Source organism: Rugamonas sp. (assembly GCF_025354735.1).
Taxonomy (GTDB): domain Bacteria; phylum Pseudomonadota; class Gammaproteobacteria; order Burkholderiales; family Burkholderiaceae_D; genus Rugamonas.
This window is the reverse complement of record NZ_JANXMI010000015.1, coordinates 18,825-36,392: the sequence shown is the minus strand read 5'-3', so window position 1 is coordinate 36,392 and position 17,568 is coordinate 18,825. Positions and strand designations below refer to the sequence as shown.

The 17,568-nt window shown below is 63.5% G+C and carries 14 protein-coding genes; 6 read left to right on the top strand and 8 right to left on the bottom strand.

Features of this window, described 5'->3' with window-relative positions:
• Positions 1-110: 110 nt before the first annotated feature.
• From Q0S71_RS01345 to Q0S71_RS01320, 6 genes are read right to left on the bottom strand one after another with little or no spacing between them, the layout of a single operon-like run.
• A complete protein-coding gene (locus Q0S71_RS01345; RefSeq protein WP_295990266.1) occupies positions 111-1,490 on the bottom strand; it encodes an ATP-binding protein in 1,380 nt (459 codons plus the stop codon).
• On the bottom strand, positions 1,487-2,905 hold the full coding sequence (locus tag Q0S71_RS01340) for a sigma-54 dependent transcriptional regulator (RefSeq protein ID WP_295990263.1): 1,419 nt from the start codon (positions 2,903-2,905) through the stop codon (positions 1,487-1,489). The genes Q0S71_RS01345 and Q0S71_RS01340 overlap by 4 nt, the downstream gene beginning before the upstream one ends.
• Before the next feature lie 45 nt (positions 2,906-2,950).
• Positions 2,951-4,156 carry an ABC transporter permease gene (locus Q0S71_RS01335; protein WP_295990262.1) on the bottom strand — a complete coding sequence of 402 codons (1,206 nt, stop codon included), beginning with the start codon at positions 4,154-4,156 and terminating at the stop codon, positions 2,951-2,953.
• A complete protein-coding gene (locus Q0S71_RS01330) occupies positions 4,153-5,400 on the bottom strand; it encodes an ABC transporter permease (protein ID WP_295990260.1) in 1,248 nt (415 codons plus the stop codon). The genes Q0S71_RS01335 and Q0S71_RS01330 overlap by 4 nt, the downstream gene beginning before the upstream one ends.
• Positions 5,401-5,409: 9 nt before the next feature.
• Positions 5,410-6,072, bottom strand: coding sequence for an ABC transporter ATP-binding protein (locus Q0S71_RS01325; RefSeq protein ID WP_295990258.1), 663 nt, complete (start codon positions 6,070-6,072; stop codon positions 5,410-5,412).
• A 33-nt stretch (positions 6,073-6,105) separates the two neighbouring features.
• Complete coding sequence (locus Q0S71_RS01320; protein WP_295990257.1) at positions 6,106-7,353, bottom strand: HlyD family efflux transporter periplasmic adaptor subunit; 1,248 nt, start codon at positions 7,351-7,353, stop codon at positions 6,106-6,108.
• A gap of 380 nt (positions 7,354-7,733) precedes the next feature.
• On the opposite strand from Q0S71_RS01320, the gene Q0S71_RS01315 reads away from it, so the two are divergent.
• The 5 genes from Q0S71_RS01315 (at position 7,734) to Q0S71_RS01295 (ending at position 12,918) form a co-directional block, all read left to right on the top strand.
• Complete coding sequence (locus Q0S71_RS01315) at positions 7,734-8,696, top strand: zinc-binding alcohol dehydrogenase family protein (protein ID WP_295990255.1); 963 nt, start codon at positions 7,734-7,736, stop codon at positions 8,694-8,696.
• 141 nt (positions 8,697-8,837) lie between these two features.
• The gene (locus tag Q0S71_RS01310) at positions 8,838-11,519 is read left to right on the top strand and encodes a type VI secretion system Vgr family protein (RefSeq protein ID WP_295990253.1); all 2,682 of its coding nucleotides are present in this window, start codon (positions 8,838-8,840) and stop codon (positions 11,517-11,519) included.
• Positions 11,516-11,962, top strand: a complete 447-nt coding sequence (locus tag Q0S71_RS01305; protein WP_295990251.1) for a hypothetical protein — start codon at positions 11,516-11,518, stop codon at positions 11,960-11,962. The genes Q0S71_RS01310 and Q0S71_RS01305 overlap by 4 nt, the downstream gene beginning before the upstream one ends.
• Before the next feature lie 304 nt (positions 11,963-12,266).
• Positions 12,267-12,626, top strand: a complete 360-nt coding sequence (locus tag Q0S71_RS01300) for a hypothetical protein (protein ID WP_295990249.1) — start codon at positions 12,267-12,269, stop codon at positions 12,624-12,626.
• Between the two features lie 34 nt (positions 12,627-12,660).
• The gene (locus tag Q0S71_RS01295; RefSeq protein ID WP_295990247.1) at positions 12,661-12,918 is read left to right on the top strand and encodes a PAAR domain-containing protein; all 258 of its coding nucleotides are present in this window, start codon (positions 12,661-12,663) and stop codon (positions 12,916-12,918) included.
• 65 nt (positions 12,919-12,983) lie between these two features.
• Here the strand turns inward: Q0S71_RS01295 and tssG are convergent, their stop codons facing one another.
• Together tssG and tssF are read right to left on the bottom strand one after the other, a co-directional pair.
• Positions 12,984-14,078: a type VI secretion system baseplate subunit TssG gene (gene tssG / locus Q0S71_RS01290; RefSeq protein ID WP_295990245.1), complete on the bottom strand. Its 1,095-nt coding sequence runs from the start codon at positions 14,076-14,078 to the stop codon at positions 12,984-12,986.
• Positions 14,042-15,868, bottom strand: coding sequence for a type VI secretion system baseplate subunit TssF (gene tssF, locus Q0S71_RS01285; protein ID WP_295990243.1), 1,827 nt, complete (start codon positions 15,866-15,868; stop codon positions 14,042-14,044). Before tssF ends, tssG begins: the two co-directional genes overlap by 37 nt.
• Positions 15,869-16,089: 221 nt before the next feature.
• Here tssF and tssK point away from each other — a divergent pair, with 221 nt between their 5' ends.
• On the top strand, positions 16,090-17,439 hold the full coding sequence (tssK, locus tag Q0S71_RS01280) for a type VI secretion system baseplate subunit TssK (protein ID WP_295990241.1): 1,350 nt from the start codon (positions 16,090-16,092) through the stop codon (positions 17,437-17,439).
• The last annotated feature ends 129 nt before the right edge of the window (positions 17,440-17,568 follow it).

The window sequence follows — 17,568 nt, the reverse complement described above, 5'->3', positions numbered from 1 at the left end:
GGACCGCCGCGCGATAAATCAGCGTAGACCCGGCCAGTACGGCGAGTGTGCGCCATATCAGAGGGGCAGCGAATATCGTCCCGCCCAGTTTGCTAAAAAGTTCAAGCGGGCTACGGCAGCCAGATGTCGAAGCGCGTTTCGCCGTCGCCGCTGGCGGTCAGGCGATAGGGAAAGCCGTGGCGGCTCAGCACTTCGCGCACGAACAGCAGGCCTATGCCCTGCCCGCCTTTCTTGGTGGTGAAGAAGGGCGCGAACAATTGATGCGGCGGCACGTCGCCCAGGCGGTCGCCGGAATCGATCACCGACAGGCGCACGGCGGCGTCCTCGCGCACCAGCGCCAGCCGGATATAGCCGTCCGCGCACGCGCCGTCGCGTATCGCCGCGTCGACCGCTTCCATCGCGTTCTTGACGATGTTGAGCAGCGCCTGCTCCATCAGCGGCTGGTCCAGCAGTTGCGGCGCGATGTCGTCGCATTGCAGCCAGCCGAGATCGATGGCGCGGCCGCGGCACTGTTCGCCGTACAGGCTGACGATATCGTCGAGCAGCGCGCGCACGGCCGTCGGCCGCGGTTCCGGCGCCGGCATCTTGACGACGCGGGTGAAGCGCTCGATGAACTGGCCCAGGCTGGCGTTGCGGCGCCGCACGGCGACCACGGCGGTGCTGAAATCGACGCTGTCGCGCTCGGTCAGCTGGCCGCTGTAATACAGCAGCGAATCGAGCACCGAGCCGGTCGCCGCGACCGTGTTGTTGACCTCGTGCGCCAGCACCCGCACCAGTTTCTCGTAGGTCTCCTTTTCCGAGCTGGCCAGTTCCTCCGTCAACTCCTCGACAAATAAAAAATGGCGCGCGAAACCACGGTCGAAGAAGTGGCCGCGCTGGGCGCGATAGCGGCGTCCGTCCGGGTCGCCCAGCAGCCGGCTCTCGCCCAGCGGCAGCGCGTCGAGCTGCACGATCAGGTTGACGCTGCGCGCGCGTGCCGGCCCGGTCAGCGCCGCGCTCCACGGGCCGCCGCCATCGAGCCAGGCAGACAGCGGCCGGCCCTTGGCCTCGGCCAGACCCAGCAGCGTCAAGGCGCTGGCGTTCAACAGGCTGACGTTGCCGTCGAAGTCGAACACCACCACCGCGCTCGGCGTCGCTTCCAGCAGGCGGTCGAGAAAGCCCTGCTGCTCGCCCAGCCGTATGCGCTCGTGGTACAGCGCGCCCAGCATGGCGTTGAATTGCTGGACCAGCTGCTCGAGCTCGGCGCCATCGCTCATTTTCAGCCGCGCGGCGTAATTCTGGTCTTGCAGCAGGTCGTGAAACCGCTGCGTGTAGCCCAGCGGTTCCAGCGCGCGCCGCATCAAATGGAAGCCGCCGGCCAGGCTGGCCAGCAACAACACTTCCAGCGTCACGAACAACCACGGCTGCGAACGGTACAGCGCCACCGTGAACACGAAAAACAAGCCGTGCAGCGCCAGCAGATAGGCGGTCAGGCGCTGACGCAAACTCATGACGCGCCCTCGCCCGCCGCCACCGATGCGAGGCCGTGACGGTCCAGCCGCCGGTACAGCGCCGTGCGGCTCAGTCCCAGCGCCTTGGCGACGCGCGAGATATTGCCCTGATGCTGATCCAGCGCCCTTGCGATCATGTGGCGTTCGACCTGCTCCAGCGTCATGCCGTCGACGCCCAGCCGCTGTACGCCACTGCCCTCCTGTTGCTGCTGCGCGGCGATGAAATCGCCCTGCCCCAGCTGCGGCTTGCCGACCAGCAGCAGCGTGCGCTCAAGCGTCTGCTTGAGCTGACGGATATTGCCCGGCCACGGCTGCGCCGTCAGCCACTCCAAAGCCTGCGGCGTCAGCTGCACCTCGCCCAGTCCATAACCGGCCGCCACCTCGGCGATGATGTGGCGCGCCAGCAGCGCGATGTCGCTGCGCCGCTCGCGCAAGGGCGGCAGGCGTATCGTGATGAGGTTCAAGCGGTAAAACAAATCCTCGCGGAATTCGCCGGCCGCGACCAGCTCGGCCAGTTCGCGGTTGGTGGCCGACACCACGCGCACGTCGGCCTGCTCGCTGCGGCTGGCGCCCACCGGCTGGTAGCGCTGATCTTGCAGCACGCGTAACAGTTTGACCTGGTCGGCGCGATGAAGTTCCCCGATCTCGTCCAAAAACAAGGTGCCCTGGTGCGCGCTGGCGACGTGGCCCTTGCGGTCGGCCTTGGCGTCCGTGAAGGCGCCGCGCACGTGGCCGAACATTTCGCTTTCAAACAGCGACGGCGTGATCGCCCCCATATTGATCTTGACGCAGTCGCGGCCGGCGCGCGGGCTGTTGCGGTGGATGGCGTCGGCGATCAACTCCTTGCCGCTGCCGCTTTCGCCGAGGATCAGCACCGGCGCCTTGGTGGCGGCGACCTGGCCTATCGTGGCGAGCACGCGCAGCAACTGCGGGTGCTCGCCGACGATGGCGGCGAAATCGAACTGCGCGTCCAGCGCCAGCCTCGACGGGCTAGACGGCGCAGCCGAGGCCGCAGCCTCCGGCGCCGGCCGCAGCACCAGCGTGGCCTTGATGAGTTCGAGCAGCTGCGCGTTGTCCCACGGCTTGGTGAAAAAGTTGGCGGCGCCGCTCTGCACACCCTTGACCGCCAGCGCGATCGAGCCCCAGGCCGTCATCAGCAGCACCGGCAACGCGGGACGCGCGGCGCGGATGCGGGCCAGCAGCGCCAGCCCCTCCTCGCCGCTGGTCTGCAGGGAAAAATTCATATCCTGTAGCACCAGGTCGACCGTCTCGTGGACCAGCAGCGACAAGGCTTGTTTGGGATCGTCGGCGCACAGCGCGTCGAATCCGGCTTGCTTGAGCAGCAGGGCCAGCGAGATTTGCACGGCGCTGTCGTCGTCGACGATGAGGATGCGGGGCTTGCGTTGTGATTCCATCGTGCGACGTAGATTCCTTGAGTCCGTGAGTGCGTTCATGCCCGCTCATTCATAGTGCAGCGCCTGCGTCGGGCTGAGGCGCGCGGCGCGCCAGCCCGGGTAGAGCGAACAAAGCAAGGATAGCAGATAGATCACGCTCATCGACAGTGCCGTCGCGGTGCCGAACACGGACCAGCTCAGCATGCCGGACAGCGCGCCCGTCAGCGGCAGCTGCACCAGCAGCGCCAGCGCGACCACCATGGCGAGCGTACTCAGCAGCAGTTGCTCGGCCACGATCTGGCGGTAGATGTCGACCGCGCTGGCGCCGATGGCGCGCCGCAGACCGAGCTCCGGGATGCGCTGCGTGGTGTGCTGCCACAGCACGCCGAACAGGCCGAAGCCGACCATCAGCAGCAGGAAGGCGGCGATCACCGACATTATCAGCAGCGGTATCAATTGCAGCCGCAGCATCGCGCTGCGCAGGTCCGCCACCGGCGAGATGGTATAGCTCCAGTCGCCGTGGACCTGCTTGAGCTGGCGGTTCAGCGTGCTCTCGAAGGCGCGCGGCGTGCCGGGCTTCACCTTGAGCACGATGGCGTTCAGGCCGTAGTCCACGGCTTGCGGCACGAAGCGCTTCAACATGAAGTTAACCGGCGCCATGTACTCGCCCTGGTTGCGGAATTCGTCGACCACACCGCTGACCTTGTACAGGTGCGTAGCCTTTCCCTCATGCGCTTTTTCGCTGAACCGGCGGCCGACCGGATCGCCGTCGGGGAACAGGTGGGCGGCCAGGCTGCGGTTGATGACGACCGGCGTGGCGGCGGCCCCATCGTCGGCGGCGGAGAACCAGTTGCCCGCCACCAGCGTCATGCCGGCGGCGGCGAAGAAATCGTCCGACACTTCCAGCTCCGAGCTGACGAGGGGGCGGCTGCCGTCGGGCAGCGTGAATTTGCTCGTTATCGACGACATTTCGTAGACCGGGAAACTGGCGAAGCCTACCTGCTCTACTTCCGGCAGCGCCAGCAAACCGCGCCTGATCTTGTCGTAGATTTGCGGATCGCTCTTGAGCGCGCCGTTGCCCCGGGTTTCTATCGTCACCGACCACATGGCCTGATACTGGAATCCCACCGGCAGCTGATACAGGCGGTGATAGTAGGTGGCGAAGGCGGCGATGGCGAACACGATGACGAAGGCCAGCAGGATTTCCAGTGACAGCATCAGGTTGCGCGTCTTGCGCTTCCAGATCAGTTTTAGCAGATGGTGCAACATCATGCGCCTCCTTTCAGCGCGTGGACCGGGTCCAGGCGCGACATTTTCCAGGCCGGGATCACGCCCGACATCAAACCGAACACCACGGTCATCAGCAGGCCGCAGCCGAACACGACCAGGTCCAGCTCCACGTGCAGATAAGGAATCAAGCCCGAGCCCTCCAGCCACAGCAGCGCGCCCTTGGCGCACAGCAGGCCGAGCGCGCCGCCGGCCAGGCACAACAGCACATTTTCCAGCACCAGCTGGCCGACCAGCTGCACGCTGGTGGCACCGAAGGCCTTGCGCACGCCGATCTCGGTGCTGCGCTCGAGGATGCGGCCCATGTTCAGGTTGACGAGATTGAGCGCCGGCAGCAGCATGAACAGCAGCATCAGCCCGGCGACCCCGGCCAGCAGGATGGCGCCGCCGCCGTCGCGCCCCTCACGCTGCAAGATCATGCGGGCGAAAAGGTCGAGCTTGCTATCGGCCCACATGCGCACGGTCGGCCACTCGCGCGGATCGGGATATTGCACGGTGCCGGCGACCCGCTCGACCTCGCGCTTCAGGCGCGGCAGGTCGGCCGCGCTGCGGGCCAGCAGCAGCGCCGTGAAATTGCCTGTCATGCGCGACTGGTAAGCGGTCGACGGCAGGCTGGAAATCGGCGCCCAGATATCGGCATAGGCGTTCACCTGCAGCGCGTTGCCAACCACGCCGATGATCTGGAACAGCTGGCCGCCGACATTGACTCTCTGGCCGACGACGCGCGCCAGCGCCAGGCCAGGCAACAACCTGGCGGCGGTGGCGGCGTTAACCACGGCCACCAAGCGCCCCTGCGCGTCATCGTCGGGCGTCGGCAGACGGCCGGCCAGCAGGGTGAAATCGAGTATCCGCCAGTAGTCGGCGTCGGCGTGGCGCATCAACAGCTCGCTGACCCGGCCCTGCTGATACACCGACACCGTCTCCGGTATCGTCACCGCCGACACCCTCTCGGCAGACTTCAGCGGCTTCAGATATTGGGCGATGGTCTTGTAGCCGAGCGGGTTGCGCATGAAGTCATTGCCGTCTGGCGTGTACGCTTCGATCGTCATCACCTGCAACATGCGCGGGCTTTTACCCTCGACGCCGGTCGGATAGAAAGCGTTCTCCAGCAGCGCCGTGACGACCATCAGAATCACCAGCGTCAGCACGATGCACAGCAGGTTGATGGCGGTGAACAGCTTGCGCCGCAGGAAGACCTTGTACGCGGTCAGCAGATAGTGTCGGAACATGCGGCCTCCTCAGGCGACCAGCTGGCCGTCGAACACGCGCACGATGCGGTTCACGCGCTGCGCGGCGCGCTCGTCGTGGGTGACCATGACGACGGTCGTGCCCTCCCGGTTCAGGTCCAGCAGCAAGTCCATGATCTCGCCGCCCATTTTACTGTCGAGATTGCCGGTCGGCTCATCGGCCAGCAACACGCGCGGCCGGCCGACGATGGCGCGCGCGATCGCCACGCGCTGCTGCTGGCCGCCCGACAGCTGGTTGGGATAATGGTCCATGCGCGCGCCCAGGCCCACCTTCTCCAGCGCCGCGCGCGCCATGGCCCGCCGCTCGCCGGCCGGCAGCGAGCGGTACAACAGCGGCAGCTCGACGTTGTCGATCACGCGCAGATCGTTAATCAGGTGGAAGCTCTGGAAGATGAAGCCGAAGGTGGCGTTGCGCAACTGCGCCACGTGCTTGTCGCGGTAGGACGCGACGGCCGCGCCGCCGACGTGGATGGCGCCGCTGCCCGGCTGGTCGAGCAGGCCGATCAGGTTGAGCAGCGTGCTCTTGCCGCAGCCGCTGGGGCCCATGATGCAGACGAATTCGGCCTCCCGCACACGCAGGTCGATGCCGCGCAGGGCCAGCGTTTCCACTTTGTCGGTTTGATAGGTTTTGCTGACGTTGTGCAGTCGTATCATGGCGCTCTCTTTGATATAAATGATATAAATCGTTTATTGGACGATGCGGATGGAATCGAGTTCCTTGTAGCGGCTGAGGTCGGACACGATGATGCGGTCGCCGGCCTTGGCGCCGGACACGATTTCGACCGCCTTGCCATCGCCGGCGCCGACCTCGATCATGGTCTTGCGGGCGGCGCCGTCGCGCAGCACGAACAGCGCCTGGCGGCCGCGGCCGTTGATGGCCGGGCCGCCGTCGGCCACCAGCACGCCGCTCCGCTGCTCGGTGACGATGTTGACGTCCACCCTCAGCTTGTTGCGCAACATCGGATGGTGGGGCTGGTCCAGCGTCACCAGCAGCTTGACGGTGCCGTCCTGGATTTCCGGCAGCACCGTCTGCACGCGGCCGGCCAGCACCTGGCCGCCCTGCTCGACGCGCACGGCCAGACCCGGACTGAGCGCGCGCGCGTGGAAATCCGACAGCGAGGCCTCGACCTTGAAATTATCCAGCTCCGACACCTTGGCCACCAGCTGGCCGACATTGACGCTGGCGCCCTCGTCGGCCAGCAGCCACGTCAGCATGCCGGCGAACGGCGCCCGCACCCGCGTCTGCGCCAGCAACTGTTCCTGCTGCTGCAATTGCTTGAGCAAAATCGCATGCTGCAGGCGCGCGCCGTCGATGGCGCTCTGGGTGACGCGGCGGCTGTCGGCGATCTGCTCGTGCTGCTGGCGCAGCTGGATTTCGTTGCGCTTGACGTTCAGCTCGGCCGTCATCAAATCCTCGCCGGACACGGCGCCGCTTTTGCGCAGCGTCTGAAGGCGGCCCAGGCGCACGCGGGTCGCCTCCAGATCGAGTTCCAGCAACTCGATGCCGCTGCCGAGCTGCCGGCGTTTTTGATCGAGCTCCAGCGTCAGCGACGTGACGCGGTTGTCCTGCTGCGCCAGCTGCTCCTTGATGGCGTCGATGGCCAGCCGGACGGCGCCGTCGTCCAGTTCCAGCAACAGCTCGCCGGCCGCCACCGGCTGCCCGGCGCGCGCGCGCACTTTCGCGACCCGCGTCACGATGGCGCTCGACACCAGCTCTTCATGCACCGGAATCACGATGCCGGACGCGCTGACGGTATTGGCGATGGCGCTCAGGCGCACTTCCGACACCAGCATGGAGCCGGCCTCGACGCTGGGCGTGACGGCGCGGTTGATGCCCCACGCGGCCGCGCACGCGCTCGCCAGCACGGCGGCGATGACGATGACGGTGTGGCGCTGGCGCCGGCTGATGCTGCGACGGCTGATGGGCTGGTCCATGGCTTGCTCGATGAATAATATTGAGTTGCTTATTGCAAGCGCCATGCCAGCGATACGATTTTAACAAAACCTTTAATAATCAATGCACTGGAAATTATTCCCGGGGAATAATCGGGTTGCGCGCAATGCGCGGCTGCCCGGCTGCGGCCAATGCTGTCCGAATCCGGACAGCGTTGGCCCGGTAATGAAGCCGCCCTCACGGCGCTGGCGGCAGGCTTGAACCGGCTTATCGACGTTCGCGCTCCGCCCATCGCCGCGCGATTCTCGCTTCCTGAAACCAGTACAATGATATCGGCATGGTTGTACCCCGTATCGCCGCAGGAAGTTGGCGGCGCCGGCCATAAACCCTTGCTCCACCCGCCCCATCCAGGAGATCCGCCATGAAAGCAGCCCTCGTTCAAGCAGCCGGCGCGACGCCGGTGTATGGCGACTTCGCCGCACCGGGCGGCGTCGCCGACGGCATGGCGCGCGTGACGGTGGCGGCGTCGGCGCTCAGCCACGTCACCAAAAGCCGGGCCTCGGGCAAACACTACAGCGCATCGGGCGGCCTGCCCTTCGTGCCCGGCGTCGACGGCACGGGCGTGCTCGACGATGGAACCCGCGTCTATTTCTTCCTGCCGGAAGCGCCGTTCGGCGGCATGGCCGAGGTCTGCCTGGTCAGGAAGGCGCACTGCATCGCGCTGCCGCCGGAACTCGGTGACGTAATGGCGGCGGCGATTGCGATTCCCGGCATGTCATCGTGGGCCGCGCTGATGGAGCGCGCCCGGCTGGTGGCGGGAGAAACCGTATTGATTAACGGCGCCACCGGCAGCTCGGGTCGGCTCGCCGTGCAGATCGCGAAATATCTGGGCGCCGGCAAGGTCATCGCCACCGGACGCAATGCGCAAGCGCTGCAATCGCTGCACGCGGTCGGCGCCGACGTGACGATCAATCTGGCGCAGGACGCGGCGGCGCTGGAGCACGCCTTGCAATCGCAGTTCCGCGACGGCATCGACGTCGTGCTCGATTATCTGTGGGGCGCCAGCGCCGAGCAGTTGCTGGCGGCCGCGACCCGTGCCACGCCGGACGCGGTGCCGCTGCGCTTCATCCAGATCGGCGCCATCAGCGGCCCGGACATCACGCTGCCGAGCGCGGCGCTGCGTTCCTCGTCCATCGAGCTCAAGGGCAGCGGCATGGGCAGCATAAGCCTGCCGCGCATCCTGCACACGATGCAGCAACTGCTGCAAGACGCCGTCCCCGCCGGACTGGAGATCGCCACCAACGTCATCCCGCTGGCTCAGGTGGCGGAACACTGGACCGATCAAGGCCAGGCGCGAGTGGTGTTCACCATGGGTTTGGGCTGAACCATCGCACGGCGGCACCGTATCGCATCAACCCACCACCGCGATCAAGGTTAAGGCAACTTGACCCGACTCAACACGCTGCGCCCGCACAGTCCCTATAGTTGCCCGACCCGCATGGGCGGCGCAACGAAAGGGCACGGCATGGGACGATTCCGGGCAGTCGATCCGTTGGAGGCGGCGTTCTCGGCGCTGGGCCTCGACACGCAGAGCAACCGCCTGCTGCGCATGGCGTTCCCACACGACGACGGCCCCGACAGCATCATGCTGGTCAACAGCCTCAAGGCCCACGAGGAAGTGTCGCGCGACTTCCGCTTCGACGTCGACGTCCTGTCCGACGACGCCCGCATTCCGCTCAAGGCCATGATGGCCAAGATGGTGACCATCTCGCTGGTGCGCGAGGACGGCTCGCTGCGCTACTTCAACGGCTACGTCAGCCAATTTTGCTTCCTGCGCGCCGACGGCGGCTTCGCCCACTACGCCATGGTGCTCAGTCCCTGGCTGGCGTACACCCGGCTGCACCAGGATTGCGTGTCCTTTCACGGCCGCAGCGTGTTGCAGATCACCGACTCGACCTTGCTGCACTACCGGCAGCACGACTGGAAGACCTCGCTATCGGCGCCGGACGACGACCCCCAGCTCAGCTGCGCCAACCAATACAACGAAACCGACTACAACCACCTGCACCGGCGCTGGGAAGCGCGCGGCCTCCACTACTGGTACGAACACCGCGCCGACGGCCACACCCTGTGGCTGTCCGACGACAGCCGCCAGGCCGAGCCGACCGACGCCACCGGCGGCTACGGCCGCGCCCCCGGCCACATGGCTTTTCGCGGCCCGACCGGCTCGGCCGAGGGCGACGGCCTGCGCCAGTGGCGGGCCGTGCGCCGGCTCGGCGCCGGCAGCATGGCCCTGGCCAGCTTCAACTACAAACGCCCCGTCCCACGGCATTGCGAGGCGAACTCCCTCAACCGGCAGGGCGACGTCGAATCCTACGAATGGTATGAGGACACCGGGTCCTACGGCTACCGCGACGGCGTCGACGGCGAGCGGCTCGCCGCGCTGCGCATGGCCGAGCACGACCAGCTGGCGCAATATTTCGAGGCCGGCGGCAACGACCGCACGGCCCAGCCGGGACGGGTTTTCGAGCTCGACGGCCACTTCAGCGCTGATCCCAGAATCGCGGCGCCGGACGAGGAAACGCCGCCCGCCATCGGCGACCGCCTTTACCTGATCCTGTCGGTGACCCACACCGCCAGCAACAATTACCAGGCCAAGGCCGGGGCCAAAGCCGGCGCCCCCTCGCACTACGACAACGAACTCGTCTGCATCCGCCAGACCGTGCGCTGGCGGCCGGGCCGCCATCACAACAGCCATCCCTGCCCCTGCCCGCCGGTGCTGACGGCCATCGTCGTCGGGCCGCCCGGCCAGGACATTTACACCGACAGCCTGCGCCGCGTGCGCGTGCAATTCCACTGGGACCGGCTCGGCCAGTCCAACGGCGACGGCTCGAGCTGGATCCGGGTGGCGACGTCGGTGGCGGGATGCCATTTCGGCTTGAGCGGCATCCCCCGCATCGGCCAGGAAGTGGTCGTGATGTTCATGAATGGGAATATCGACCATCCCCTCATCATCAACGCCGTCGCCAACGCCCACAATATGCCGCCGTGGGATTTGCCCGGCCAGCTGGCCCTGTCGGGCTGGCTCAGCCGGGAACTCGGCGGCCGGCGCAGCAACCGCCTGGTGCTCGACGACACGGCCGGCCAGCTGCAAGCCCAGCTGGGCAGCGACCACCAGCACAGCTTGCTGTCGCTGGGCTACATCACCCGCGTCGAAGACCGCGTCGGGCGCCAGGACGCGCGCGGCCAAGGCTTCGAGTTGCGCACCGACGGGCACGGCGTGGCGCGCGCGGCGCGGGGATTATTGCTGACGACGGAGGCGCGTCCGAACGCCGCCTCAACCGTCACCAGCATGGACGAGACGGCGCAGCGCCTGACTGCGGCCGGCGGGCAGCACCAGTCGCGCGCCGAGATGGCGCGCCAGCATGGCGCACTGGAATCGTCCGACCAGCAGGGCGCGGTGGCTGCCGTGCTCAAGGCGCAAAACGACGCGATCAGGGGGCAAGGCGGCGACTTTCCGGAACTGTCGGCGCCGCATCTGGTGCTGGCCAGCCCGGCCGGCATCGCGACGACGACAGCGCAATCGACGCACATCGCCAGCGACGAACACACTGCGCTGACCACCGGACGCAGCCTGTCGGTCGCCACCGGCGACGGCTTTTTCGCCAGCATCGGCGAGGCTTTGCGCGTGTTCGTGCACAAGGCCGGCATGAAGCTGGTCGCGGCTTCCGGCAAGGTCACCATCGCCGCGCAGTCGGATGAGATCGAAGCGATCGCCAACAAGGTGCTCAGTCTCATCAGCGAGACCGATTGGGTCGACATCCGTGGCCGCAAAGGCGTGCGGCTGCACGGCGCTAATTGCATGCTGGAGATCAGCGACAAGGTGCAGTTCTTCACCTCTATGCCGACACTGTTTCATGGCAATTTGGAGACGCTGGCGCCGCAGAATCGGCCGCAGGGTCCGATTGAAGCAGACCATCGCCTAGAGATCGATAGCTTATTGAACGAAGAAGCATGGGTTGAATTTTGCTTAACCGATGGAAACAAGCCACTGGTCGGCCAAAAATTTATACTTTCAGATCCCGGAGGTAAGCAACATGCAGGACTAGTTAATTCCCAAGGAATCGCCCGCGTGACTCAAATCAAACGGGGACAATGTACGGTTGAATTCCCGGATCTTGGCTGCACGGTGGAGGTAGCGCTATGACTGACCTCAGCGTTCCCGTTGCTCAAGCAAAGCGTGGTGTACAAATTGGCACCAACCAGCGTACCAACATCCAGATTCGAATGGCATCAATTGAAATACTTGTGGGCGGCCCCTACTCAGGCCATACCTATGGCCATACCGCGTTACGGGTAACAACTTCAGTAGACGATAGGATTTATGACTACGGCAGATATCGTGGCACTTGGGGTATGGGAAGTTCCAAAGGCGAGGGGATTTTATACATATGGGAAAATTTTCAAGCATACATAAGAAAAGAAATTTCTTACAAAAGAGTGACTACTGGATTCTTGTATGAAATTACTGAGAAAAAGGCAAATGAAATAAATAAATATTACAACAACAAAATTGAAAATAAAAAAGAAATAACGAAAAATCAATATTTCGAAGAGTTTCAAATTGAAGATTACGATGCAATTGAGTAAAACTGTACAACTTTAAGTCTAACTGGAGCAAAAATTGCAATCCCAACGATTGATAAAGATTGGAAAAAATATCAAGAAGGTCGAGGATTATCAATTATGGAAAAAACACTAATTTTAGCAAAATCGTGGCCGAATTATACATTCTTGCCAGCGGATCTAAAAGTTATGCTTGAAACTATAGATCTAAAGAGTAAAAAAATCACCATTTACCAATAAAATGAAAATAAAAATTTTTATCTATAGTTTAGTTTTTATAACTGCATTTTTTCTTGGCATCGTCATGCAAAAATATGGGATTTTAAAAATGGAAAAGACAACATACGTAAAAACGCTCGAGCCTTTACTTTTGAGGTCAGAAGGAAAATCAGAAGATTTTCATATACTACCTTCCGGGACAGCGCTTTATAAATATCATGATTTTCCCGAGGGCCATACGACTTATATTGCTTACATCAATATTAAAGGTGAATTTAAATCAAAAACCGTAGTATCAGATAAAATCAATTTAGTTTACCCAATATGGGCAGACACCATTCAACCTGAACAGCTTTCAAAGCTGATAGCAACCACGCCAATTTCAAAAGACGATCTTGTTGATATTTTGAAGGCTAGAAAAATGACGAGGGATGACTTGGCTCAGATAGTGCGCGAATGGAAGGATTAAATCGAAACTCAGCTACTACTAACAGGAGAACGTTATGAAGCACGAAGGACGAGGAGTCATACGCAACGGAGATAAGACCGACCACGGCGGCCAGGTGATTTCCGTATCATCGGGAACCATAGTAATGGGCATGGAAGCGGCATTGGCCGACGATATGACATTTTGTCCCCAATGTAAGGGCCGCTTCCCCATTACGCCCGATGGCGCCGGCGCAAAACACCAAGGCCGCTCTTACGCATATCATAATGATACGACCGCGTGCGGCGCGCACTTGATTTCCTCGCTAGCATGATTTGGCGTTCACGCTGCGTTCGAGGCCGAGAACGTCGACTCTTGGCGATTCGGCGTCGTCAGTGTTCAGTTACCCGGATCATTCAGGCCAGCTGCCAGAGGCAGCAGATAACCGACCGGGTTCCTCGATACCGTGCCGTCTTGCCGCGGCAGGAAGGCATCCCAGCCCAGGCGCCGCGCGGCGCCGGGGGCGTTCGTCAAGGTCAGCGGCTTGAGGCAGGACGGTTTCAGAATGAGCCGCACCTCGAACTCCAGGTTGGGCAGGCCGAACAGCGACACCATCTCCGCCAGCGCCACGGCGGCCACGCTGCGCGGCAGGAAACGCTCGAAGTCCGCCTTGTCGACAGGCCCGATATTCAGGCGCGTGCGGATATCCCAGCGCCGCAAGCGCCCGCCCAGCGTCGCGCCGTGGCCTAGCCTGGAGACTTTGCCGCCCAGCTTGCTGCGTTTATTGTCGGGAATGTGGTCCCACGCCTCGACGAAAGGCTCCAGCTCTATCGGCACGCCAAAGTGGTCCGTCAGCACGCGCGATACGGTGCTCGCCGACACCGGACGGGTGCGTAGCAGCGCGGCGTAATAAGCCGCAACGTGGTCGCTCAACCGTCTTCCGGCGGCCGGCCCTGCGCCGCCATGGACACCGACCAGTGCCGTCAGCAGTTGCCATTGGCCATCCTTGCCCCCCAGGTCGAACTGGTGTTCCAGGCGGTATTTCCCCCATGCCTGGAAGAACATGCCGACCATGCGATGCGAAAACAGGTCGATAAAGGCGCGGGCGCTGGTGTCGCCGTCCCATTGTTCGGCCATGGCGACGCGTCCGGTTTTATGCAAGGGCAGCGTGCCGTTGACGCCCAGCAAGCCCAGAAAAGTGGGCGTCAAGGCGATTTGCGTCCCCGGCGATTCCCGCAAGGCGCGCATCAGGTCGGTGTCCGTGACGCACGCCGACGGCCAGGTCGCCAGCGCCTCGATTTCGCTCGCCGGAAAGTTCAGCGACAGGCTGTTGCGAAACCGCAGCACGTGGGCGAGTGCGTGCTCCTGCGGCACGCCGTTCTGCGCCAGCCAGCGCAGCAGGATGCGCACGGCCTGGACGAACTGGAATCGCTCCGGCCCGTCGATCAGGCCCTGGATTACACTAACTTCAGGTAACCGCTTCTTGGCTTGCATCGGATCAATTCCTTCCCGGTTTGTTGCGACAGCACGACCAATTCGATGAAGTTGTTCACCTGCACATACAGGCCGAGGAACTGGTCGATGACTTCGACGAACAACAGCATGCCGCTGCCGGCGTAAGCATCCTCGTCGAGCGTCATCCGTACTTCCGTGCCGTGGACCAGCGAGGCGCCATGCTTGAGTTTCATCCAGTTCACGGTTTCGGCCTGTGCCAGGCCGACGATGCCTTCCCGCTGCCGCTGTGAAACCGGCGACTGCGGCAAGTCATACAGAGCCAGCATTTCCCGGAACGCCGGCAGGCCGCCCTGGGACAGCGCGCGGTGGTTCAGCGTCAGATGGGAAATGAGGCGCCAGTGCATGCCCTGCTCCGAGCTGAAGCGATAGGTTTTGGTCGGCCGGCGCAGCAGGCGCACCGCGTAGCTGTCGGCGTCGCGCAGCGGAATCAAAGCGCCTTCGGTCCGGCCGCACTTCAATGTGCTCGGCAAGTCCCGGTTGGTGCAGGTCAGCTCGATCGACAGGCCGGTCTTCTGGATTTCCATGGGATTGAAGTCGCCGTCCACCAGGGTGATGCGCTTTTCATGGCCGGGGCTGATGGCTTCCAGCGTGGGGTCGTTGCGCGCCATCCAGTAATGGCCCTGCTTCGTCGCGTCCTCGCCGTGGCGCAGCGAATAAAAGGGCCGGAATTCCGTCACGACGTCCTGTTGCCCGCGCCGGCGCACCATCGTGACCGAGTCGATCGAATACACCTCGAAGGCCCGCCTGTTGGAGGCGTCCGCCGTCACGCCGTAGTCGGCCGTCAGCTGCGTCACGGATATCGGCTGGCCGGGCCGCTGGAACAGGTTGACCACCGGGCTGCATCCCAACAGGAGATTGCTTTCCGACAGGCTGGCCAGCATGCGCGCGGCGGGGGCATCGGGCCGCAGCCCCGCCAACGCCAGATGCAGCGTGAAACGCCGGCATCCCGCCGGCAAACACGGGCGCAAGGCCGCCACGTCGATATCGAAGAAATTGAATTTTTCCGGGAAAGTAAAATATTCGCTGAGTATCCGGTAGGACATGTGCGAGCAGGCATCCATGGGCAGCAGGGCCTCGTCCTCGGCGAAGCCCACGGTCTTGAGCGGCACGGCCGGCAACGCCGTCCAGCGGCCGGGTTCGGCCTCGACGTAGGCGCCGACGGTGCGCATGAACAGCGCGTCGCGCAGGGCCGCGCAAAACGACGGTTCGCCATCGATGAACACGCGCAGGGCCTTGAGCTCGGCCGGCGCGGCGCCGTCGATGACGATGCTGAGCGAGGAGCCGACCGAGGGCGGCAGCGTCACGCCGGCCGGCGAGCGTATCACCGCGTCGAAGCGGGCGGCGGCCAGCTCCACGGCGCTGAGCACGATGTCGTAGGCGGTTTTGAAACGGCAGCGCACGCCTTCAACGACGGCCGAGTCCATCTCGGTGCCGCGCGCGATGACGAGCAGCTGCGACTCTCCCGTCGACGACATCGAGGGAGCGGCGGCACGCACCATCGACGTGGCCGGCATCGGCCTCAGATAGTGCGGAAACAGCGCCGAAAACAGCGCCCCGGTGAATTCCGGATAGCTGTCGTCGAGCCGCTTCGCCACCCGCGCGCACAGCAAGGCCGACGACTGTATCAGCTGGCCGACATGCGGGTCGGGATAGCTGTCTTCGCCCAGCATCAGCTTGTCGCCCAACTTTGGATGGCGCTCATAAAATTCACGCCTGAGACGGTTGAAGTACACCAGCTCACGCTCGAAATAAGGCAGCAGATTTTCCATCGTTCACTCCTCAACCGCCATCGGCACAAGCCGAGCGCGAGTGTGCCAGTATCCAAGCTGCCCCAGGGCGGGGTGTTGAGCTGGCACAAGCCGGGCGGCGGCGGCGGGACATCGGCGACAAAGCGCCATGGCGGGAACAGATCATTTTCATGCGCAAAATCAATGATTTCCGCAGGCGCGGCATCACACTCCTCCGACGAGCGAGGCAACCGGAGAACGCGATGAGCCGATTATTAAAAGTATTGTGGGCCGAAGGCCTCAATCTGGAGGCGCAGCATTTCCAGCAGTCGGACCGTTATCATGAAGCCCGGCTGCGACATATCGCCTCGGCCGTCCATCCCTTTGCCTGGGGCGTCCAGCTGGCCCAGTGGAATATCGCAGGCGTGCCCGGCAAATCGCTGTCGGCACTCGCCCTGACCCTCATTTTCGAGGACGGCGAAGTCTATCAGGCGCCGGATTGCGACGACCTGCCCGCCGCCGTGGACCTGAGCAAGCTGCCGGACGAGGCACACAGCGTCGTCTTTTACGCGGCGCTGCCGGTGCTGAAGGCCCATGGCGGCAATCTGGCCAGCGCGGAAGGCGCGCGCGACGACATGCGCTATGCGCCGGTCGACGCCCTGGTGCCCGACCTGTACACCGACGGGCTCAACATCAACGTGTCTTACATGAAGAAAACCCTGCGCCTGCTGGCGGAATCCGACACACGCGAGGCCCACGACTGCCTCCCCGTGGCCAGGGTGCGCCGCACGGTGGACGGCAACTTCGAAATCGACCCGACGTTCATGGCGCCCAGCCTGTCGGTCCATGCCGACCCGGCCATGCAACTGATGTTGCGCACCCTGCTCGGCAAACTGTCCACCAAGGTCGAGACGCTGTCCCGCCTCCAGCGTCAGCCCAGGGGCAGCGCCGTCGAAGCGCGCGGCGATGACGCGTCCTCGTTCTGGATGCTCAGCACCATCAACACCGCCAACGCGGCGCTGACCCACTGCGCGAAATTGAAACACTGTCACCCGGTGGACTTGTTCGAGAAAATGACCACCCTCGCCGGCGGCCTGATGACGTTTTCACGTAAATATGCGGTGACCGATTTGCCCGACTACAACCACGAGAAGCCCGGCCATGGATTTGATACGCTCAGCGCCATCATCGGCGAACTGCTCGACATCGTCGCGTCGTCGAAGTACGTGACGATTCCCCTCGCCAGGGACCCGCGGACTCAATACTTCATGGGACAGCTCGACAGCAAGCTCACCGAGGGAAAGGCCGTTTTCTACCTCGCGGTCGGCGCCAATATGCCGGCGCTGAATCTGGTCGCGGAAGCGCCGCGCCAATTGAAAATCGCCTCGCCCCACGACATCGTCAATCTGGTCCGCCTGGCCTTGTCCGGTTTGCAGCTGGTCCATCTGGCCCAGGTGCCGATGGAAGTGCCGGTCCGGCCCGACACCCACTATTTTTCGATCAAAAACCAGGGCGCACTTTACGAAGCGGCGATGAAGGCCCGGGCGATCACCATTTTCGCGCCCAGCACCCTCACGGAACTTCGGCTGGAATTGTTCGCCATCACGGAATAAAACGATAGGCCCGCCCCCGGCTTCGGGCGGCCCGATAAAAGTTATGCCCATCAGCATGAAAAGACGCGTCAAGCGCGGCGCCGGGCGCTAAAATAGGACGACCCGGCTTCGACCACGCGCATTGCGTGG